The organism is Chryseobacterium indologenes, assembly GCF_001295265.1.
Classification (GTDB): domain Bacteria; phylum Bacteroidota; class Bacteroidia; order Flavobacteriales; family Weeksellaceae; genus Chryseobacterium; species Chryseobacterium indologenes_A.
This window is the reverse complement of sequence record NZ_LJOD01000003.1, coordinates 31,713-52,710: the sequence shown is the minus strand read 5'-3', so window position 1 is coordinate 52,710 and position 20,998 is coordinate 31,713. Positions and strand designations below refer to the sequence as shown.

Here is a 20,998-nt window from a genome sequence, read left to right as displayed (position 1 = left end):
GTGAAAAATTTTCACTACCTTGTATTGGCCAAATTCACCATTTATGAACCCAACAATGATTCAATTTTTCCACTGGTATTCCGAAGGAGAAAGTAAATTATGGAAAGAAGCTGAAAAACAAGCTGCACATCTCTCCAGACTGGGAATTACTTCCGTATGGTTTCCTCCCGCTTACAAAGGAGCAAACGGTGGCTATTCTACCGGATATGACGCTTATGATCTTTACGATCTCGGGGAATTCGACCAGAAAGGAACTCTTCCTACCAAATACGGTACAAAAAAAGATTATATTAAAGCCATTAAAGCCTTAAAGAAGCACCATATAGAAATTATTGTAGATATTGTACTGGGACATAAAGCAGGAGGTGATTCACTGGAAAAGTTCAAAGCGGTGAAGGTAGATGAAAACAACAGGGAAAAGGTTATTTCCGATGTGATTGAGATTGAATCCTATACTCATTTTACTTTTCCCGGCCGGAACAGAAAATATTCTGATTTTGAGTGGAATTTCACCTGTTTCAGTGGTGTAGATTATGCTGAAGGCATGGAATCCCATATTTTCAAAATACAGTCTGAATATGGAGACGACTGGGAAGAAATGATTGATGATGAAAAAGGGAATTACGATTACCTGATGTATAATGACATTGAGCACCGCAATCCTTTTGTACGTGAAGAACTGAATAAATGGGCCCAGTGGTATTTTGACCAAACTGATTTCGACGGGGTGAGGCTGGATGCTTTAAAACATATTTCTTTTGATTTCTATAAAGAGTGGCTGACTATGCTCCGCTCCAATTCCGGGAAGAATATTTTTGCGGTGGGTGAATACTGGGCTCCCGGCCGCCTTCATCTCCTTCAGAAATACATTGAAGTAACGGAAGGCTGCATGAGCCTCTTTGACAGCTCGCTTCAAAACAATTTTCATAATGCCTCAAAAGAAGGAGCCTCTTATGATCTCCGGAGAATTTTTGAAGGATCTCTCACTGAAGCTGACCCAATGCACTCGGTAAGCCTTGTTGATAATCATGACACACAACCTTTACAGGATCTTGAAGCTCCTGTTGAATCCTGGTTTAAACCTATTGCCTATGCTCTGATTCTGTTACGGAAAGACGGTTACCCCTGTATTTTTTATCCAGACCTGTATGGCGCTCATTATATTGATAAAGACAAAGCGGGAAATGATCAGGAAATATTTTTGCCTAAAGTAGACGGAATTGAAGAGCTTCTGCTAGCCAGAAAGAATCATGCTTACGGAGAGCAGCGGGATTACTTTGAAGATGCCAATTGTCTTGGATGGATACGTGAAGGAGATGATGAACATACAGGATGTGCTGTGGTGCTGAGCAACAAAGATGCTTATAATAAGCCTATGGAAATGGGAAAATCCTATGCCGGAAAAAAGTGTAAGGATCTGTTGAAGAGATTCAAAGATAAGGTTATTATTGATGAAAACGGGTGGGGAAATTTCCCGGTTCCCGCAGGAAATGTAAGTGTCTGGATTCCTGAATAAAAGCCAAAATAACAAAAATAGAGGCATACATGAAAACTACGTATGCCTCAGCTGATTCTTTAAACACTATATTTTTACTGATTCTAGCACTGAATTCCGCGGCAGTTCATAAAATCACTGGCCCATTCACAACAAAAGTTATCCTCGTTATAGGTACAGCATACCCGGTTACCCCATCGGTCTCCTGCTTTCAGGCTTTTAAGCTTTTCTCTTTCAATTTTTCGTACATGTAAAAGATTTTTTGTTTTCATAATGATTTATTTTATGGTTTGATTAATTAAATATACATAAAATATCACTAATTAATGAATAAAATTCAACCAACTACACTCCTTCATCTATATGTTTCACAAAAGCCCAATTCAGTATATAGCAGATTTTTTTATTCAACCTTCCTGAGGCTAAGTATTTCAGGCTTTTCTGATGCATCGGATATATGTCCGGTTCTTGCAAATTCTGCCCAGAGTGCACGGATTTTTTTCCCGTTTTCATGGATATATTCCCAGGAAACATCTTTCAATAATTCTGCTGGTTTCCAGGCTGATGCATTTCCGAAAATAAGAGGAAGATCAATACAGTGCGCAGCTCCTATCTGGTTATCCCGTAATCCTGAATGAATTCTGAAGAGATATACATTTCCGCCTGCCCGGGCAAAATCTTCTGCGAATTGTCCGGCTGGCTTTCCGTAAATAAATTCTGTAGTTTTCTGAACCGTTTTATCCATAATTTTCAGACCAAAACCTTTTCCGAAATATTTGTTTAAAGCTTCGGACGTTTTAAGGTAAAATGCTGTTTCATCATTATTCAGACCAATCAGAACATCATATTTTCCGGCAACCGATTTCCATTTTTCCACGGCTTCATTTTCATTGCATAAAGGGGGGAAGCCGTATTGTGTTCCGAAAGGCATTGCTGCTTTCAGGCCGTATTTTATCACAGACGGTACATATTTTCCATATTCGTCCATCATTTTATAGATATCGGGGTCATTTTTCAGGCTTTCTGTTTTTCTCAGAAATTCGGCAGACATTTTCTGTCGTTTGTGACGCAATCCTAAGGGAGCACTTTGAATAATAACTCTTTGAAAAAGGTTTTCCACTCCATCAGAAATCATCAGATGTGCTATGGCATCGCCTCCTGAAGACTGTCCAAGGAGTGTAATATTTTCAGCATCACCTCCAAAGTCAGAAATGTAATTTCTGATCCATTTCAGTGCTTCTATGATATCAAAAAGTCCCAGATTGGGAGGTCTTGTTTCATCACCTCCTAAAAAGCCGAACAGTCCGAGCCTGTAAGATACATTGACAACTATGATGTTCTGTTCCTTCACCCACTCTCCTGCATCAGCGGTGGGAAGGTCTCCGCAGCCGATTTCATGAGAGCCGCCATGAATCCAAACCACAACCGGAAGTTTCTCATTTTCTCTGAAATTTTCAGGGCGGATCACCGAAAGGTATTGTGTTGATTCATCCGGGTTAAAGTCCTCAATCTGTGTAGGACCTATCATCTTTTCCACAAGCGGGCTGATCTTCTGAGGACATACCGGAGTTTTATCAGGAAACACAATATCCAGCCCCAAAGGTTCTACAGGGACCGGTTTCTGAAATCTTTCGGAATAAGCATACCGGATGCTTTTAGTCTTAATAATACCATTCTCTTTTAAAGCGGTAATTCTTGCAAAACGGGTTTCAAAAACATGGGTGCCTTTCTCTTGCGATTTCATGATAAAACTGAAAAATTTTCTTATTTTAAAGGTAATAAATAAAAAAATTACAGAATATTAGTATCCGCAAAAATCATATACGGAATAGAGACTTGCCTTTAATTAAGGCTTTTGTACTCACTTGGAGAAATTCCCACTTTGGTTTTGAACAGTCTTGTAAAGTGCTGCGGATATTTAAAGCCGAGATCATAGGAAATTTCACTGATGGATTTGGCTGGATTCATGATGAGCTGTTTAGCCATTTCTATGAGCTTATTATGAATAAACTCCTGTGCGGAAATTCCCAATTCTTTTTTAATCAGGTCTCCGAAATAATTAGCAGAAAGGTTAAGCTGTTCTGCAAAATAATGAACCATCGGAAAGCCTATCGTTTTAGGATTATCCGATGTAAAGTAATCATCCACCAGCTTTTCAAATTTTCCGATCACTCCCTGATTGATATGGTCTCTGGTAATAAACTGCCGGTCATAAAAACGCATACAGTAGTTCAGAAATAATTCTATATTATTTACAATCAGTGATTTGCTATATTTATCAATGGATTGTTCTAATTCGAGCCTAATATTCTTAAAACATTCCAGAACGATTTCTCTTTCTTTTTCAGAGAGATGGAGTGCTTCATGTACATCATAGGAAAAAAAGGTATATTCATTAATGTTTTTACCAAGGTTGGTTCCTTTGATCAGATCCGGGTGAAAAAGCAGCGCATATCCTCCGGGCTGAACAGACCTGCCGTCATTGGTGACACCACTTATCTGCCCCGGAGCAATGAAAACCAATGTCCCCTCCTGATAGTCATAACTGTGTTTCCCGTAATGCATATCCCCGCAGATAACATCTTTCAGAAAAACGGTATAAAAGGAATAGGTTCTCCTGTACTGACATATCGGATCCGATTTTGAAAAATCGACTACACTTACCAACGGATGAAGTGTTTCATGATTCGTCATTTTATTGTACTCCGAAATACTGCTGATCTTTTCAACGGCCTGATTTTCCATAAAATATGCTTTAAATCGTATTCAAAATTACTACTTTCCTCTGTAGCATGGAATAAGGACTGTAAAATTGGTAAGTATTCCGGTAATCTGTATAAGCTCTGTTTTTCTAAAAGTTTCGACTTTTGCATTGTTATGGAACTATTGAATCATTATTTTTCCTGAAGAAAAAACAGATTTTAATTGTAACTTCAGGAAACGGTTTTTACCAGCAAAAAGATAAGCGCGTACAGGCTCTTTGTCCAGGAGATACGGTGAATATTCTCCGGGGGATCATTCACTATCATGGTGCAGATCCGACAGGTGGATTTACACACATTGCCATTAATACGAATATCCCAAACAGCGTTATCAAATGGCTGGAGCCCTTAAGCAATGATGAGTATAATCATTTATAAATCATAATCTATTAACTTAAATACAACTATAATGAGCACAATTACAGTAAAAGCCTACGGAGCAGAATCCAGGACAGCTGACCTGAAAGAAATGAATATTGAAAGAAGAACGGTAACTTCCAAGGATGTAGAAATTGAAATTCTATATTGCGGGGTATGTCATTCTGACCTTCATACAGCCAGAAATGACTGGGGCGGATCTTTGTATCCTGTGGTTCCCGGACATGAAATTGTAGGAAGAATTACGAATGTGGGAAGCGAAGTATCTAAATTTAAAGTTGGAGACCTTGCCGCTGTGGGCTGCATGGTAGATTCCTGCGGACACTGCGACAGCTGTCAGCATGATCTTGAACAGTACTGTTTAAACGGATTTACAGGAACTTATAATGGTAAGGACCAACACCTGGGAGGCCATACTTTTGGAGGATATTCCCAAAAAGTAGTGGTTGACGAACATTTTGTTTTAAGTGTTCCTGAAAATTTAGATCCGGCTGCCGTTGCTCCTCTCCTGTGTGCAGGAATTACAACCTGGTCGCCTTTGAGACACTGGAATGCCGGCCCTGGCTCTAAAGTAGCTGTTGTGGGACTTGGAGGATTAGGACATATGGCTATCAAACTAGCCAAAGGGTTAGGTGCAGAAGTCACATTATTCACCAGAACAGCGGAGAAAACCGAAGACGCCAGACAGCTTGGAGCTGATCACGTTGTTATTTCTACTTATGGTTCTCAAATGGATGCTGTAAAAGGAAAATTTGACCTGATTATTGATACTGTTCCTTATGAACATGATATCACCCCTTATATGCAAACCCTCAGACTGAATGGGACGATTGTACTTGTAGGTTTTGTGGGGGAATTCGAAAATGATACTGTCAGCACAAGGCCAATGATCTTTCAGCGTCGTTCTGTTGCGGGATCACTTATTGGAGGGATTGCCGAAACACAGGAATTGCTGGATTTCTGCGGGAAAAATAATATTGTTTCTGAAATTGAACTGATCAAAATACAGGATATTAATCATGCCTATGAAAGAATGCTTAAGAGCGATGTAAAATACCGTTTTGTGATTGATATGAAGTCTTTATAGTTCTTCATCATTGTATAAAAAAGACTCTTTCTGCCGGAAGGGTCTTTTATATTTTTCAGGTCTGGCTAAAGCTGCAGGAATGGTTTTATTTTATGTCCTGTAAGAGTTTCGGCGCACCTTTGGTGCGCCGAAACTGTCTTATATTCTACTTTTTTTCTTTTAATATTTTCCTCAGAACTTTCAGTTTTCCGTCGACCGGCTGATCCGTTTTTAATCCCAAAACCTCGGCAACCAAGGGGTAAACATTTACATTTTCAAACTCATTAATTACCTGATTGTTTTTAAATTCCGGACCCCAGGCATAGAATGTTGCTTTCATTTCCGGAACTATTCCAGGATTATAACCATGTTTTCCAACTGAAGTTTTTTTGCCTTTTTCCAGAAATATTTTCGGGGCCTTCGGAATGAGAAGAATTTGCCCAATTCTGCCGTAGACGTCATCTTTTGTCGCAAAATGAAGGTATTTAGGAAGTTTTCTATCCAGATACACCTCATAGTCATTTGTCTGATGAGCTTTTAATTCTTTATATGCTGCTTTTATTTCAGCAGGATTCTTTACATATACTCTCAGCAGGGTCTGGGAGTTATAGAAATCAAATCTGTTTTTATCAAAAAGCATAGCCGGAATTTCTAACGGTGCGCCCCCATCTACTTTAATCATTCCATGATCTGAAACAAAAATAAAGTTGACATTCTTTAGGCCTAAATCATTTACTTTCTGAACCAGGTCACCTACAGCCTGATCAATTAACTGAACCGCATTTTCAGTTTCCCGTGTATCCGGGCCGTAGTGGTGGCCGCTTCCGTCAACTTCCGGAAAGTATAATGAGATGAAATGAGGTCTTTTATCTTCAGGCAGCTTCAGCCAGTTCAATACTTTATGTACTTTTTCAGAGGGAGTAAACTTTTCATGATAGGGATAGTAATAAGAAGGCCTCATTCCTCCGGCATCACTTGCAGAGCCTACCCACATTAAAGATGCGGATACCATTCCCTGTTTTTCAGCCAGCGCCCAAAGCGGAGTTCCGCCGTACCAGCTTCCGTCTTCAGCATTCTTTTTATTACTCATTGCATAAGCTTCCTGCCTTTTATAATCGTAGAAGAAGTTGTCAATCAGGCCATGATGAGAAGGATACAGCCCTGTGATCAGACTCCAATGGTTAGGAAAAGTAATACTCGGGTAGCTTGGAATCATTGCCTTGGCCTGTACTCCATTTTTGGAGAGCTGTAAAAGGTTTTCAGCCTTATATTTTTGGGCGTAATCATAACGAAATCCATCTGTTGAAATCAGGATCACATAAGGTTTTGTCTGGGTTTCTATGCTATTGGTACGACCGGGGATGATAATCTGTGCAGTATCTGTAATGGCTTGCCTGGCGAAAACGGTCAAAGAAAAAAACAGCAGTAAAATTTGTATTCCTCGCTTCATTGTTAAAATTTTGACAAAGTTACGTCCTGTACATCTTTCGGAAAAACGAATGAGGTTAAAAGTATATTAAAACTGAACTTCTAGAGATTTTTTTTCATCTCCAGCTGCGTTATCCAGTTTTTCATACCCACAGTATTGTCCAGAAATGAAAGAGCTTCTTTTGACACATGATCTACATTATTTACTGATACAGCTGAACCTTCGGCCATGTGCGCTATTGCTTTAAAAAGCATTGATGCAACTCCTTGTTTCCTGTAATTTTTATCGACTGCCAGCTGATATATCTTTTTTGCCAAAGGATGATATACAATATATCCTACAAGCTTAGTATTCTTATAGGCTCCAAGAACCATACATTCACCGGGGATATCATTAAGAACGAAAACAGAAGCCTGCCATGAAGGCTCAACATCCCAAAAAGACCGAAAAGCCTCCCATTCAAAGCCTCCCATTTCTCTTATGGTAATATCAGGATTTTCTTTTGACATCATAATATTTCCTCTGAAGCAAAGCAATTTCCGTACTACTTTGAAACCTAAATTTTCATAAGCCCGGATGGCGGCCTCATTTCCTTCAATAACTTCAAGCAGTAATTTATCTGCTTTTTTTTCCTTTAATATGGGAAGAATAAAATCATACATTTTTCTTACCAGCCCCTTTCCTCTGGCTTCCGGAATTACTCCGGTTCCTGCATTATAGATTATTCTTCCGCCTTCGCCTTCCTTTTCTGCCTGCAGAATAAAACCTTTTAGCTGCCCGGATTCAAATGCCCCTACTGAGATATTTAAATTTATTTTTTCCGTATTTATTTTTGAAATAAGCTGTTCTTCTGACAGATGAAAAGGAACGATATAATCTGAAAAAGAGAGATTAAATACACCTAAAAGTTCTTTAATATCAGTTCCTGCCAAGTTTTTAAATTCCATTGTTTTCTTATCATTATTTTTCTACGAAGAATGATAATTCTCATATCATACAGATAGGTACAAAGGTATTAAACAATAGCCAAATCTTTGATATTTACATAAAAAAAATCCCTCTACAGCAAGCTATAGAGGGACTTCCATCTTTACATTTTACTTACTCTTTGATAAGCTTTTCATAAGATTTACTTCCATCTTTTGAAATAATTTCAAAATAATAAATTCCGGATTTTAAATCAGAAATATTAATATTTTCTCCATCTAGATTTGCTGTTTTTACCTTCCTTCCTGTTGATTCGTAGATATCAACAGATTTTATTCTGTCTGCATTTTTAAGACTTACAGTTTCCTTAGCCGGGTTCGGATAAAGATTAACTGTTTTGCTGTCGGCAGCAACTTCACTGGTTCCTAATGTAGCAGCGGTCATTGTTAACGTTGCAAAATCCCGCTCAACATTTCCATGATACCCTATAGCCTGGTTACCCAATCTGCGTGCATAAAAAATATTGATTGTTCCTGCGGCATTGGGAATTGCAAAATCCCCTGCTCCACCGGAAAGAGATCTTGTAGCCACTATGGTTCTTGTACTTCCTGATACAGTATTGGATGTTTGTGTCCAATCCTGAGAAGCATCTGCCGAAGGGGCATTAGGAATTCCACTGAAAGAATAGTCTCTGTTTGCAGACGAATTATAAATGAAACCATCTGCACCGGAACCCATCCCTGAAGTACCAAAACCTATAGCCAACATGGAGTTACTGTCTCCTGTTAGGGTAATAGTTACTCCTGTAGGAGTAGTTGCTAATTTCACCGTCATGGATGCTGTTGGTAAATTTACCGTTCCTGACGAAAACTGAGCCCAGGCTAAACTTGTAAAGGCTAAACTAAGTGTTAGTAAAATTTTTTTCATATCAATTTTTTAAAAGTTTAATAATTTCGTTGTTATTGGTTTGTAAGGCATATTCAAATGGGGTCATTCCCATTAAATCTTTTTTTGTTTTATCTGCTTTATATTTCAGCAGTAGCTCTACCAGTTCTTTGTTCCCTGATTTTACGGCCCAGAACAAAGGGGTATATCCTGTAGCATCGGCAATATTCGGATCTGCATTTTTCTTTAGCAGCCGCTCTACCAGGTCTCTGTTGTATTTTATGGCAAGACCTGCCAATGCTGTTCCTTCACCGCTTTTATAATTAACATCTTTTACATGGTCTATCAGAAACTGAGCAACCTCAATATTCCCTCTGTAACAAGCCAAAATGAGTGGTGAAAAACCACTTTCACTGATCTGGTTAATGATATCCGGATTCTTTTTCATCAGGTCCTTTACTTCGGTAAGCGTTCCGCTTCTGGCAACATCAAATATTGACTTTGCCTTATCCTGAGCAGATAACAGTGAACTCAGAACTATTCCTAACATCAAGATCAGATTTCTCATTGTTTCATCATTACGTAGTTATATTCAATATTTACATTCTCTGCTACTTTTTTGGTAACCATCTTCGGAATTGTTACTTTATAGTCTGCCGGCTTTGCTACAAAACCACCCTGCATATAAATTTTCCCATCTTTTGCGTAGATTGTTGCTGTGGAAGAAACGGCCTTGTCTACTCCGTGAAAATTCAAAGTTCCCTGAACCGTATACTTTTGCGGACTGGCAGTCAGCTTTGTTTTATCAAAATTGACAATTTTTCCTTTGAAAGTGGTTTTCGGATATTTTGCAGTTTCAGCATAGCTTTCATTGAAATGTTCTTCCATTAACTTTGTTTTAAAATGAAAGTTCTTCACAGATGAAACTGATGCCATATCTCCGGTATCTGCATTTAAAACAACAACATTATTGTCATCCTTTGCATAAATATCTTCAAATAAAGGCACGGATGCCTCAAAACTTACTTTTCCTGTTTTAGAGCTGTATTTCTGTGCTGAAGCATAACCAGCCGAAAGTAGTAATACACTCAATAATGCTAATTTTTTCATTGTTGATTTTTTTAATTTTCCATAAGCCCGTCGGCCTTCCATTTGATAAAAACATTGATCTGTGCCTGAGATAAAGATCCTCCCTGAGGCATTTTTCCGGGATCACCGTTGGGTCTCTGAATTCTGTTGAGAATACCTTCTATATTATTTTTCACATCATTATAGGATGCCAGAGGTTTAAAGCTTCCCGCCGAATGGCAGCCTATGCAGCTATTATCCATAATTGGCTTTATATCCTTATTATATCTTACCAGCTCAACAATTGGCGTATTCTCAGATACTTCTTCGTAGGTTCTGCTGTCACAGGCAATTAATAAAACTGCTGAAAACATGATGTATATACTCTTTTTCATTTTAAAATACTCTGTAAAGGTTAAACCCAAAGAAAATCTGTCCTTTTCCCCATTTTCCCACTGCATTGGTGAGGTAGCCTATATCTGAATTGATCTGGGAATTGGTGAATAGCAGCTGAAAAACATGTCCCCCGGTTTCTATATCTACTCCTAAGGAAAGGGAGTTTTTATAGAAACTGTGATTATCAAAATTCACAAAATATTCTGCGTTTACAGAAACTCTTTTTGAGATTTTATAGCGTCCTCCCACCCCGGCCAAAAACTGATTCTTGTCTTCTATTGCTGGCTCATAAAGGTTTTTATGAACATAGGAAGGAGTTAACTGTAATGATAGCTTATCATTAAATCGTCTTGAGATCAGAGCCTGGGTAAGGTAAGAAAGTCTGTCGCTGAATTTGAGGTGGGGATAGGTATCTGTACTAAGATCTGTATTTACCGCCATTACATTATAACCAACAATATCCACCGGAAAGCTTTCACTTTGTTTTGTCAGCTTGTATTTAACTGCGCCTTCAAAGGTTTTCATATTGGTTTCTCTTGAAAGACTAACAGAAACAGCATCGGAAACACCATAGATAACACCTAATTTAGTGGATGCATTATCCAGCCCAAAAAAATCTTTAAATCCTGTGCTTATGTCACCAAATCTATGGGCAACAATGATATACCATTCTTTTTTGGCTGCAAGTTTTGTAGACTGTCCCGTAACAATCTGAAGGGCTTTAAAAGCGGGCTGTGAAGTTTCTGTATCGGTTTTAATAGTGTCAATATCTTTCAGCAGGTCTTCCTGCCCAAAGGCAAAGACTGATGAAAGTACTGACAAAAGTAAAAGGGTCTTTGTCATATACTACAATTTGAATTAAATAATGATATGACAAACTTATAGAGTTATCGATTTAAAAATATGTGATAAAAGTCACCATATAAATAGTTTTTATCAATGATTAGACTAAAACATTTAAAACAACATAAATTAGACTATTCTAACATTTTCATTTACAGCTACTTTTATTCCGTCCTTGGTTTGAATAATTTCTCCATCACTTTCAATTTTTTTTAAAACCCTGCTTACAACTTCCCGGGAAGTTCCCAGGCTGCTGGCTATTTCACGATGGGTAATCTTAATAGGATTGTTTCCGGTTAAGGCTATCTGTTGTTTAACATAGTTCAGGACTCGTCTGTCAAGTCTGTGGAAAACAGCTTCATTTACCATACTCATAACTTCTGAGAAGCGCCTGTCATATTCCCGGTAAAATAATTTATTGATTTCCGGAAACTGAATCAGCCAGTCATGCATCACTGAAACAGGAATCAGCAAAGCTTCAGAATCTTCTTCTGCTATTGCATATACTCTGCTCACATAGTCTGTAAAAATAGAGGAAAAGGTCATAAGGCAGCTGTCGTTGGGCCTGATGTAATAATAAATAAGTTCACGGCCGTCATTAAGGCTAAAAACTTTAATGGAACCCTTTATCAGAAAAGGGACGTATTTATTTTTTTGTCCTTCTCTTATAATTTCCGTCTTCGATTTTATGCTGGTCATCACTGCATGCTTTTCAAGTTCAGCGAGAAAATCATTGCCTAAAAACCCAAATTTCTGGAGAATAAACTGGTTGCTTATCATATCTTTTTTTGTGAAATATTTTTAAGCAAATATATAAAATCAGGAACTAATATATGATATTACTAAAATTCTTTCACTATAACAGAAAAAATATTAACATTTAATTCAATTTAATACATATTTTAAATCATAAATTAAAATAAAATGAATTTTACAAGCAAAAATCAAAGAACGTATTGAAAATTTATTTGTACCCAATAAAAATACCCCGGAAAAACCGGGGCATTTTATTGTATTGTAAGAAAAATCTTAAGCTTGTACGTTGTTTCCTCCTAATACGAAAGGCTCAACTTCTTTGATTTCTCCGAACTGCTGCTCATAATTAGCGATGTTCTGTTGAAGAGCATTTAAAACTCTTTTAGCGTGAAGTGGAGCAAGAATAACTCTTGATCTTACTTTAGCTTGCTGTACCCCCGGCATTAATTGGATGAAATCTACTACGAACTCAGATGGAGAGTGGTTTACCAATGCTAAGTTAGCATAGATACCAGCAGCTACCATTTCGTTTAATTCGATGTTGATGTTTCCGTCTTGTGGATTTTGATTGTTGTCCATTGTTATAAATTATGTTTTTAAAATTCGAAATTTGAGATTGTGAAAATATAAAAATAATTCCAAACCCCAAATTTCAAATCATTTAATTTTAATTAAGGTCTTCGAATTCCTTCTTAGAACCTACGATCACATTCTGGTATTCTTTAAGACCTGTACCTGCAGGAATTCTGTGTCCTACAATTACATTTTCTTTAAGACCACCCAGAGAGTCTACTTTACCGGCAACTGCTGCCTCGTTAAGAACTTTAGTGGTTTCCTGGAACGATGCTGCAGACATGAATGACTTAGTCTGAAGTGCTGCTCTGGTAATTCCCTGAAGTACAGGTGTTGCTGTAGCAGGAAGAGCTTCTCTTACTTCTACTAAAGCCTGATCTTCACGTCTCAGTTTAGAGTTTTCATCTCTTAATTCTCTTGCAGTAATCATCTGACCTGGTCTGAATTCTTTAGAATCACCGGCATCAACTACTACTTTAAGACCGAATACTCTGTTGTTTTCTTCCAGGAAGTCATATTTGTGTTCAAGAGCTCCTTCAAGGAATTGAGTATCACCTCCATCCACAATAGATACTTTAGTCATCATCTGTCTTACGATGATTTCGAAGTGTTTATCATCAATTTTTACCCCCTGAAGACGGTAAACTTCCTGAATCTCATTTACTAAGTATTCCTGAACCGCTGTTGGGCCTTTAATTCTTAGGATGTCGTCCGGAGTGATAGAACCGTCAGAAAGTGGTGAACCAGCTCTTACGAAGTCATTCTCCTGTACTAAGATCTGGTTGGATAATTTAACTAAATAAATTTTTCTTTCTCCAGTTTTAGCCTCAACGATCAATTCACGGTTACCTCTCTTAATTTTTCCGTAAGAAACTACCCCGTCGATTTCAGTAACCACCGCCGGGTTTGAAGGGTTTCTTGCTTCAAATAGTTCGGTAACTCTCGGAAGACCTCCGGTGATATCCCCTGCTTTTGCAGATTTTCTCGGGATTTTGATAAGGACTTTACCAGCCTTAATTTTCTCACCATCGTTTACCATTAAGTGGGCTCCTACCGGTAAGTTGTAAGCTTTCTGCTCAACTCCTTTAGAGTCTACCACTTTCAGGGTAGGTACGGCTTTCTTATTTCTGGATTCAGAGATTACTTTCTCTTCAAATCCTGTCTGTTCGTCAATTTCAAGCTGGAATGAAATACCCTGGATGATATCCTCGTATTCTACTTTACCTGAAGTTTCAGCAATAATTACCGCGTTATACGGATCCCATCTACAGATAGTATCTCCTTTCTTCACTTTATCACCCGGTTTCACAGATAATATAGATCCGTAAGGTACGTTAGCTACCATTAATGGAGTTCTGGACTCATTATCAGCAACTAATCTGAATTCTGTTGAACGGGAAACGACAACCTCAGCTGTATTACCGTTTTCATCTTCTGAAGTAATGGTTCTTACTTCATCCATTTCAACGATACCGTCTCTTCTTGCAACGATAGATGGGTTTTCTGATACGTTTCCTGCAGTACCCCCCTGGTGGAAGGTTCTCAACGTAAGCTGAGTACCCGGTTCCCCAATTGACTGTGCTGCAATAACACCTACCGCTTCACCCATGTGAATCATTTTACCTGTTGCTAAGTTTCTACCATAACATTTCGCACAGATACCTTTCTTAGCTTCACAAGTTAATGGAGAACGTACTTCAACTGCTTCTAATCCGGCTTCTTCAATTCTCTTAGCTAGTGGTTCAGTGATTACCTGATCTGCTTCAGCAATTAATTCATCTGTTTCAGGATCATAGATGTTATGAAGAGATACTCTACCCAGGATTCTTTCAGAGATTTTTTCAACGATCTCGTCATTTTTCTTAAGGGCAGTAACTTCTGTACCTCTTAGTGTTCCACAATCGTCTTCTGTAACGATAACGTCCTGTGCAACGTCTACCAATCTTCTCGTTAAGTAACCGGCATCGGCTGTCTTAAGAGCGGTATCCGCAAGACCTTTACGGGCACCGTGGGTAGAGATAAAGTACTCCAGAATCGAAAGACCTTCCTTAAAGTTTGCAAGAATCGGGTTTTCGATGATCTCCGCTCCGGTAGAACCGGCTTTTTGCGGTTTTGCCATCAAACCTCTCATCCCTGATAACTGACGGATCTGTTCTTTAGAACCCCTCGCTCCAGAGTCAAGCATCATATATACAGAGTTGAAACCACCTTGGTCAGTTTTCATTCTGCTCATGATCATTTCAGTTAATCCGGCGTTGGTGTTTGTCCAAACGTCAATTACCTGATTATAACGTTCTGTATCGGTAATCAGACCCATGTTATAGTTAGCTCTGATTTCGTCTACAGTTTCAATTGATTGTGCAATCATCTGCTTTTTCTCAACAGGAACAACGATATCTCCCAGTGAGAATGACAGACCTCCTTTGAATGCGTTTGAATACCCCAGGTCTTTCATTGCATCCAGGAACTTCACAGTTGTAGGGAAATCTGTATCAGCAAGGATCTTACCGATAACGTTTCTCAATGATTTCTTAGTAAGAAGTTCATTGATATATCCTACCTGCTTAGGTACAATCTGGTTGAATAAGATTCTACCTACAGAAGTTTCGATCAATCTTGTTACGATTTGTCCGTCTTCTTTAATTGGCAGTCTACATCTTACTTTAGCATTTAATGAAACTCTACCTTCTGCATAAGCGATTTCCGCTTCTTCAGGAGAATAGAATGCAAGACCTTCTCCTTTTACCTTCATGGTCTCAGTAGAGCTTAATTCTTTAGTCATGAAATAAAGCCCAAGAACCATGTCCTGAGATGGTACTGTAATTGGAGAACCGTTTGCAGGGTTCAAAATGTTTTGAGAACCTAACATCAGTAGCTGAGCTTCAAGGATTGCCTCTGGTCCTAACGGTAAGTGTACCGCCATCTGGTCACCATCGAAATCGGCGTTGAATGCTGTTGTTACTAACGGGTGCAGCTGGATAGCCTTACCTTCGATCATCTTAGGCTGGAAAGCCTGAATACCGAGTCTGTGAAGCGTAGGTGCTCTGTTCAATAGAACAGGATGACCTTTCATCACGTTTTCAAGGATATCATAAACTACCGGTTCTTTTCTGTCGATAATTCTCTTCGCAGACTTTACTGTTTTTACAATACCTCTCTCGATTAGTTTTCTGATGATGAACGGTTTGTAAAGTTCAGCAGCCATATCTTTAGGAATACCACACTCGTGAAGCTGTAAGTTCGGACCTACAACAATTACCGAACGTGCTGAGTAGTCAACCCTTTTCCCAAGTAGGTTCTGACGGAAACGCCCCTGCTTACCTTTCAATGAATCTGAAAGTGATTTCAATGGTCTGTTTGATTCAGATTTTACTGCAGAAGATTTTCTTGTGTTATCGAATAATGAATCTACTGATTCCTGAAGCATACGCTTCTCGTTTCTAAGGATTACTTCAGGAGCTTTGATTTCCAATAATCTCTTCAAACGGTTATTTCTGATGATTACTCTTCTGTAAAGGTCATTCAAGTCAGAAGTAGCAAAACGTCCTCCATCCAATGGAACCAATGGTCTTAGTTCCGGCGGGATAACAGGAAGTACACGCATAATCATCCACTCCGGTTTGTTGATCATTCTTGTATTAGCACCTCTCAATGCTTCTACAACGTTCAATCTTTTAAGAGCTTCAGTTCTTCTCTGCTTAGATCCTTCGTTGTGAGCTTTATGTCTCAAATCGAAAGACAATGCATCAAGATCGATTCTTTTTAACAGATCTTCCACTGCTTCAGCACCCATTCTGGCGATGAATTTGTTTGGATCGGAATCATCAAGATACTGGTTTTCCACAGGAAGAGTTTCCATGATATCAAGGTACTCTTCTTCTGTAAGGAATTCCATATTTTCAAAATCAGAACCGTCTAATTTCTTAGCAATACCCTGCTGAATCACTACATATCTTTCGTAGTAGATGATCATATCTAATTTCTTAGAAGGGATTCCTAAAAGGTAACCGATTTTGTTTGGTAAGGAACGGAAATACCAGATGTGAGCAATTGGAACAACAAGGTTGATGTGCCCGATTCTCTCTCTTCTTACTTTTTTCTCAGTAACTTCTACCCCACAACGGTCACAAACGATTCCTTTATAACGGATTCTTTTGTATTTACCACAAGCACATTCGTAATCCTTTACAGGACCGAAGATCTTTTCACAGAATAACCCGTCTCTTTCAGGTTTGTGCGTTCTGTAGTTAATAGTTTCCGGTTTCAGAACTTCTCCTCTGGATTCCTGAAGAATGGATTCCGGTGAAGCTAAACCGATGGTTATTTTATTAAATCTACTTGATTTATTTTTATTTGACATAATTTTTTTTAGATTTTAGATTTCAGATTTCAGATTTCAGACGAAATCATCATTCCAAATTCAAGGATTATAAAATTCTTAGAGTGCCATAGTCTGACATCTTGTGTCTGACATCTGATATCTTACTCCTCCAATCTTACGTCTAATCCAAGACCTTGTAACTCGTGAAGCAATACGTTGAATGATTCCGGAATACCTGGTTCAGGCATAGATTCACCTTTTGCAATTGCTTCGTAAGTTTTCGCTCTACCAATCACGTCATCCGATTTCACGGTAAGGATTTCTCTAAGGATGTTGGATGCTCCGAATGCTTCAAGAGCCCAAACCTCCATCTCTCCGAATCTCTGCCCTCCGAACTGAGCTTTACCTCCTAACGGCTGCTGCGTGATTAATGAGTAAGGTCCAATAGAACGTGCGTGCATCTTATCGTCAACCATGTGCCCCAGTTTCAGCATGTAGATAATACCTACTGTAGCTGCCTGAGTAAATCTTTCTCCGGTACCCCCATCATAAAGGTGAGTGTGACCGAATTTAGGAAGACCTGCTTTATCTGTATACTCTGTAATCTGCTCAAGACTTGCTCCGTCAAAGATTGGGGTAGCAAACTTCAATCCTAATTTCTGACCAGCCCATCCAAGAACTGTCTCATAAATCTGACCAATGTTCATACGTGAAGGTACCCCTAGCGGGTTCAATACGATATCTACCGGTGTTCCATCTTCAAGGAACGGCATATCTTCTTCACGAACGATTCTTGAAACGATACCTTTGTTACCGTGACGTCCCGCCATTTTATCTCCTACATTCAGTTTACGTTTCTTAGCAATGTAAACTTTAGCCAGCTTCATGATACCTGCAGGAAGTTCATCACCGATTGAAATAGCAAATTTCTCACGGTTTTTAACTCCTTGAATATCGTTGTATTTGATTTTGTAGTTGTGAATCAATTGCTTGATCAATTCATTCTTATCAGCATCAACTGTCCAGTCTGAACCGCTAACGTTTACATAATCTTCAACTGAAGTTAAGAGTTTGTGAGTAAACTTCACTCCTTTACCGATAATTTCCTCATCAAGGTCGTTTTTCACTCCCTGAGAAGTTTTACCGCTTACCAGCGTGTTTAGTTTTTCAATTAAAGTGTTTCTCAGCTCGTCAAACTTAGCCTTGTAAGTGTTTTCAATTTCTTCAAGTTTAAGTTTTTCTTCGGTTCTTTTCTTTTTGTCTTTAATGTTTCTTGAGAACAGTTTCTTATTGATCACCACACCTCTTAATGAAGAGTCAGCTTTCAATGAAGCATCTTTCACATCTCCAGCTTTATCACCGAAGATTGCTCTAAGAAGTTTTTCTTCAGGTGTTGGGTCAGATTCACCTTTTGGAGTGATTTTACCAATCATGATATCTCCAGGCTTCACTTCTGCACCGATTCTGATCATACCGTTCTCGTCAAGATCTTTGGTAGCTTCTTCAGATACGTTTGGAATATCTGCTGTAAGCTCTTCCATACCTAATTTGGTATCACGAACTTCAAGAGAGTATTCGTCTACGTGGATTGAAGTAAACCAGTCTTCACGTACAACTTTTTCGTTGATTACGATTGCATCCTCAAAGTTGTATCCTTTCCAAGGCATGAACGCAACTACCAGGTTTCTACCAAGAGCCAATTCTCCGTTTTCAGTAGCGTAACCGTCGCAAAGAACCTGTCCTTTTTCCACTACATCACCTACTCTTACGTTTGGTCTTAGCGTAATAGTTGTACTCTGGTTGGTTTTTCTGAACTTGGTAAGGTTATATGTTTTAGTAGCAGACTCGAATTGTACTAAATCTTCGTCCTCGCTTCTTTCATATTTAATAGTGATCTTATCAGCATCTACATATTCTACAGTACCTGTACCCTCAGCATTGATCAGAATTCTTGAATCTTTGGCAACCTGTTGTTCCAGACCTGTACCTACGATTGGAGCCTGTGGCTTCAACAAAGGAACGGCCTGACGCATCATGTTGGATCCCATCAATGCACGGTTCGCATCATCATGCTCCAGGAATGGAATTAATGAAGCGGAAATACCGGAGATCTGGTTTGGTGCAACATCGATAAGGTTAACCTGAGAAGGCTCCACTACAGGGTAATCACCATCCAGTCTTGCAATAATTCTGTCTGTTAAGAAGTCTCCGTTATCACTCAATTCAACGTTTGCCTGAGCAATTACTTTATCTTCTTCGTCTTCTGCATTAAGATAAATAGGGTCTGCATTAAGATCAATCTTGCTGTCTTCTACTTTTCTGTATGGAGTTTCAATGAAACCAAGTCTGTTGATTTTTGCATAGATTCCTAAAGAGGAAATCAAACCGATGTTTGGTCCTTCCGGAGTTTCAATCGGACAGATTCTTCCGTAGTGGGTATGGTGAACGTCACGAACCTCGAAACCTGCTCTTTCTCTTGATAAACCACCAGGCCCTAGGGCAGACAATCTTCTCTTGTGAGTGATCTCTGACAGCGGGTTGGTCTGGTCCATGAACTGAGACAGCTGGTTGGTACCGAAGAACGAGTTGATTACGGATGTTAATGTCTTCGCATTTACAAGATCAAGCGGAGTAAAGATTTCGTTATCTCTAACGTTCATTCTTTCCTTGATTGTTCTTGCAATTCTTGAAAGACCTACTCCGAACTGCCCTGCCAGCTGCTCTCCAACAGTTTTGATTCTTCTGTTAGAAAGGTGGTCAATATCATCAACCTCTGCTTTAGAGTTAACAAGTTCGATTAAGTGTCTTACGATTGCAATGATATCTTCTTTGGTAAGAACTTCAGTTGTAGTAGGGATGTTAAGCCCAAGCTTTTTGTTCAGTCTGTAACGTCCTACTTCACCTAAAGAGTATCTCTGCTCGGAGAAGAATAATTTTTCAATGATTCCTCTTGCCGTTTCCTCATCTGGCGGATCTGCATTTCTTAACTGACGATAGATGTACTCTACCGCTTCTTTTTCAGAGTTGGTAGGGTCTTTTTGTAATGTATTCTGGATGATGGAGAATTCATTGCTGTTTTCTTTGTGAATCAGGATTGATTTCACGCCAGCATCAAGAATAAGATCTAAATGTTCTTTTTCAAGAATTGTTTCTCTATCCAGGATGATTTCGTTTCTTTCGATAGAAACTACCTCACCTGTATCTTCGTCTACGAAGTCCTCAAACCATGTGTTCAGTACTCTCGCAGCCAATGTTCTTCCTTCTACTTTTTTAAGTGCTGCTTTAGAAACTTTCACTTCTTCAGCAAGGTCGAAAATCTGAAGGATATCCTTATCAGACTCATAACCGATAGCTCTTAATAAAGTTGTTAATGGTAACTTTTTCTTACGATCGATATACGCATACATTACGCTGTTGATATCGGTTGTAAATTCCATCCAAGATCCTTTGAAAGGGATAATTCTTGAATAGTAAAGCTTGGTTCCGTTAGCGTGGTAAGTCTGTCCGAAGAATACACCAGGTGAACGGTGTAACTGCGTAACGATAACTCTCTCTGCACCGTTGATGATGAAAGATCCGCTAGGCGTCATGTAAGGAACCGGGCCTAGGTACACATCCTGAACCACAGTCTGGAAATCCTCGTGTTCAGGGTCTGTACAATACAATTTAAGTCTTGCTTTAAGAGGCACTGAATACGTTAATCCTCTTTCCACACACTCATCAATTGAATAACGTGGAGAATCTACCAGATAATCCAAAAATTCCAATACGAACTGGTTTCTGGAATCAGTAATCGGGAAATTTTCCTGGAAAGTCTTGTACAAACCTTCGTCTGTTCTGTCTTCCGGAAGAGTATCAAGCTGGAAAAATTCTCTAAAAGACTCGATCTGGATATCCAGGAAGTCAGGAGTGATAATTTTTCCTTTCGCTGAAGAGAAGTTAATTCTCTGATTCCCCCTAGTTGTTGCTGTTGTTTTACTCATAAAACTTTTAAGAAAGGGTTAAAAAATATTTTGATTAATTACAAAAATATCAGAAGAAAGTAAAGAAAAAGAGGCTGGAGAAAAGAAAAAGCAAGAAAATTTTGGCGCAATTATCA

General features: G+C 38.8%; 17 protein-coding genes. 3 read left to right on the top strand and 14 right to left on the bottom strand.

Features of this window, described 5'->3' with window-relative positions:
• The first annotated feature begins 43 nt into the window (after positions 1-43).
• The gene (locus tag AOB46_RS06300) at positions 44-1,516 is read left to right on the top strand and encodes an alpha-amylase (protein WP_062697423.1); all 1,473 of its coding nucleotides are present in this window, start codon (positions 44-46) and stop codon (positions 1,514-1,516) included.
• A gap of 83 nt (positions 1,517-1,599) precedes the next feature.
• Here AOB46_RS06300 and AOB46_RS23315 read toward each other — a convergent pair whose 3' ends face one another.
• The 3 genes from AOB46_RS23315 to AOB46_RS06290 form a co-directional block, all read right to left on the bottom strand.
• A complete protein-coding gene (locus tag AOB46_RS23315) occupies positions 1,600-1,767 on the bottom strand; it encodes a hypothetical protein (protein WP_157845039.1) in 168 nt (55 codons plus the stop codon).
• A gap of 131 nt (positions 1,768-1,898) precedes the next feature.
• Positions 1,899-3,239 carry a carboxylesterase family protein gene (locus AOB46_RS06295; protein ID WP_062697421.1) on the bottom strand — a complete coding sequence of 447 codons (1,341 nt, stop codon included), beginning with the start codon at positions 3,237-3,239 and terminating at the stop codon, positions 1,899-1,901.
• Between the two features lie 98 nt (positions 3,240-3,337).
• Positions 3,338-4,240 carry a helix-turn-helix domain-containing protein gene (locus AOB46_RS06290; RefSeq protein ID WP_062697419.1) on the bottom strand — a complete coding sequence of 301 codons (903 nt, stop codon included), beginning with the start codon at positions 4,238-4,240 and terminating at the stop codon, positions 3,338-3,340.
• A 122-nt stretch (positions 4,241-4,362) separates the two neighbouring features.
• Between AOB46_RS06290 and AOB46_RS06285 the strand changes: the two genes are divergently transcribed.
• Positions 4,363-4,635 (top strand): hypothetical protein, encoded by a 273-nt coding sequence (locus AOB46_RS06285; protein ID WP_062697417.1) that lies wholly within the window; start codon positions 4,363-4,365, stop codon positions 4,633-4,635.
• A gap of 31 nt (positions 4,636-4,666) precedes the next feature.
• Positions 4,667-5,722, top strand: a complete 1,056-nt coding sequence (locus tag AOB46_RS06280) for an NAD(P)-dependent alcohol dehydrogenase (protein ID WP_062697415.1) — start codon at positions 4,667-4,669, stop codon at positions 5,720-5,722.
• A gap of 145 nt (positions 5,723-5,867) precedes the next feature.
• On the opposite strand, the gene AOB46_RS06275 is transcribed toward AOB46_RS06280, so the two are convergent.
• The 11 genes from AOB46_RS06275 to rpoB form a co-directional block, all read right to left on the bottom strand.
• Positions 5,868-7,151 (bottom strand): ectonucleotide pyrophosphatase/phosphodiesterase, encoded by a 1,284-nt coding sequence (locus AOB46_RS06275; RefSeq protein ID WP_062697413.1) that lies wholly within the window; start codon positions 7,149-7,151, stop codon positions 5,868-5,870.
• An 80-nt stretch (positions 7,152-7,231) separates the two neighbouring features.
• Positions 7,232-8,077, bottom strand: a complete 846-nt coding sequence (locus AOB46_RS06270) for a GNAT family N-acetyltransferase (protein WP_062697411.1) — start codon at positions 8,075-8,077, stop codon at positions 7,232-7,234.
• Between the two features lie 154 nt (positions 8,078-8,231).
• On the bottom strand, positions 8,232-8,984 hold the full coding sequence (locus AOB46_RS06265) for a T9SS type A sorting domain-containing protein (RefSeq protein ID WP_062697408.1): 753 nt from the start codon (positions 8,982-8,984) through the stop codon (positions 8,232-8,234).
• A gap of 1 nt (position 8,985) precedes the next feature.
• Positions 8,986-9,492 carry an ankyrin repeat domain-containing protein gene (locus tag AOB46_RS06260; RefSeq protein WP_241489171.1) on the bottom strand — a complete coding sequence of 169 codons (507 nt, stop codon included), beginning with the start codon at positions 9,490-9,492 and terminating at the stop codon, positions 8,986-8,988.
• Between the two features lie 14 nt (positions 9,493-9,506).
• Entirely contained in the window at positions 9,507-10,052 is a 546-nt protein-coding gene (locus tag AOB46_RS06255; protein ID WP_062697899.1) for a YceI family protein, read from the bottom strand.
• A gap of 11 nt (positions 10,053-10,063) precedes the next feature.
• On the bottom strand, positions 10,064-10,405 hold the full coding sequence (locus AOB46_RS06250; RefSeq protein WP_241489170.1) for a hypothetical protein: 342 nt from the start codon (positions 10,403-10,405) through the stop codon (positions 10,064-10,066).
• 1 nt (position 10,406) lies between these two features.
• Positions 10,407-11,249: a DUF5777 family beta-barrel protein gene (locus AOB46_RS06245; protein WP_062697402.1), complete on the bottom strand. Its 843-nt coding sequence runs from the start codon at positions 11,247-11,249 to the stop codon at positions 10,407-10,409.
• A gap of 129 nt (positions 11,250-11,378) precedes the next feature.
• The gene (locus tag AOB46_RS06240; protein ID WP_062697400.1) at positions 11,379-12,029 is read right to left on the bottom strand and encodes a Crp/Fnr family transcriptional regulator; all 651 of its coding nucleotides are present in this window, start codon (positions 12,027-12,029) and stop codon (positions 11,379-11,381) included.
• A 249-nt stretch (positions 12,030-12,278) separates the two neighbouring features.
• Positions 12,279-12,584 (bottom strand): DUF3467 domain-containing protein, encoded by a 306-nt coding sequence (locus AOB46_RS06235; RefSeq protein WP_002976436.1) that lies wholly within the window; start codon positions 12,582-12,584, stop codon positions 12,279-12,281.
• A gap of 88 nt (positions 12,585-12,672) precedes the next feature.
• A complete protein-coding gene (gene rpoC / locus AOB46_RS06230; RefSeq protein WP_062697398.1) occupies positions 12,673-16,938 on the bottom strand; it encodes a DNA-directed RNA polymerase subunit beta' in 4,266 nt (1,421 codons plus the stop codon).
• A gap of 122 nt (positions 16,939-17,060) precedes the next feature.
• On the bottom strand, positions 17,061-20,882 hold the full coding sequence (gene rpoB / locus AOB46_RS06225; RefSeq protein WP_062697396.1) for a DNA-directed RNA polymerase subunit beta: 3,822 nt from the start codon (positions 20,880-20,882) through the stop codon (positions 17,061-17,063).
• Positions 20,883-20,998 lie beyond the last annotated feature (116 nt).

Bases quoted from the DNA above. Each gene is read 5' to 3' on its own strand.
- AOB46_RS06255 (WP_062697899.1), bottom strand. From the start codon at position 10,052: ATGAAAAAATTAGCATTATTGAGTGTATTACTACTTTCGGCTGGTTAT.
- rpoC (WP_062697398.1), bottom strand. From the start codon at position 16,938: ATGTCAAATAAAAATAAATCAAGTAGATTTAATAAAATAACCATCGGT.
- AOB46_RS06295 (WP_062697421.1), bottom strand. From the start codon at position 3,239: ATGAAATCGCAAGAGAAAGGCACCCATGTTTTTGAAACCCGTTTTGCA.
- AOB46_RS06245 (WP_062697402.1), bottom strand. From the start codon at position 11,249: ATGACAAAGACCCTTTTACTTTTGTCAGTACTTTCATCAGTCTTTGCC.
- AOB46_RS06290 (WP_062697419.1), bottom strand. From the start codon at position 4,240: ATGGAAAATCAGGCCGTTGAAAAGATCAGCAGTATTTCGGAGTACAAT.
- AOB46_RS06250 (WP_241489170.1), bottom strand. From the start codon at position 10,405: ATGAAAAAGAGTATATACATCATGTTTTCAGCAGTTTTATTAATTGCC.
- AOB46_RS06235 (WP_002976436.1), bottom strand. From the start codon at position 12,584: ATGGACAACAATCAAAATCCACAAGACGGAAACATCAACATCGAATTA.
- AOB46_RS06270 (WP_062697411.1), bottom strand. From the start codon at position 8,077: ATGGAATTTAAAAACTTGGCAGGAACTGATATTAAAGAACTTTTAGGT.
- AOB46_RS06275 (WP_062697413.1), bottom strand. From the start codon at position 7,151: ATGAAGCGAGGAATACAAATTTTACTGCTGTTTTTTTCTTTGACCGTT.
- AOB46_RS23315 (WP_157845039.1), bottom strand. From the start codon at position 1,767: ATGAAAACAAAAAATCTTTTACATGTACGAAAAATTGAAAGAGAAAAG.
- AOB46_RS06300 (WP_062697423.1), top strand. From the start codon at position 44: ATGAACCCAACAATGATTCAATTTTTCCACTGGTATTCCGAAGGAGAA.
- AOB46_RS06240 (WP_062697400.1), bottom strand. From the start codon at position 12,029: ATGATAAGCAACCAGTTTATTCTCCAGAAATTTGGGTTTTTAGGCAAT.
- AOB46_RS06265 (WP_062697408.1), bottom strand. From the start codon at position 8,984: ATGAAAAAAATTTTACTAACACTTAGTTTAGCCTTTACAAGTTTAGCC.
- AOB46_RS06260 (WP_241489171.1), bottom strand. From the start codon at position 9,492: ATGTTAGGAATAGTTCTGAGTTCACTGTTATCTGCTCAGGATAAGGCA.
- AOB46_RS06280 (WP_062697415.1), top strand. From the start codon at position 4,667: ATGAGCACAATTACAGTAAAAGCCTACGGAGCAGAATCCAGGACAGCT.
- rpoB (WP_062697396.1), bottom strand. From the start codon at position 20,882: ATGAGTAAAACAACAGCAACAACTAGGGGGAATCAGAGAATTAACTTC.